The organism is Bradyrhizobium sp. Kon58, assembly GCF_055807455.1.
Window position 1 is genome coordinate 1 of the sequence record NZ_JBVVOT010000628.1, and the last position, 240, is coordinate 240.

The following is a 240-nucleotide window of genomic DNA, read 5'->3' on the forward strand; positions in this document are numbered from 1 at the left end:
GTTCATAGCCATGGTCAGAGCCTTCGCCTTCGTTTTCGTAGGTTGTGCCGACAGCCACCACTACAGCATCGTAATCGGCCAGGTCCGCTGGCGGACGCAGCGACGCCCAGCTCATCTGCACGCCGGTTACACCGCCCAGCGCCGGAATGAAATTACCCTGTACACGTTGGTATTGGAGTTTCACGGTGTACGACTTGCCCGCCTTGAGCGACGCGGTCTTGCCAGATGTGGTCAGGGCAT

The 240-nt window shown here is 59.2% G+C and carries 1 protein-coding gene; it reads right to left on the minus strand.

Features of this window, described 5'->3' with window-relative positions; translation table 11 throughout:
* The coding region (locus AC0L20_RS41740) for a PA14 domain-containing protein (protein WP_473295951.1) at window positions 1–240 on the minus strand (240 nt) is incomplete at both ends.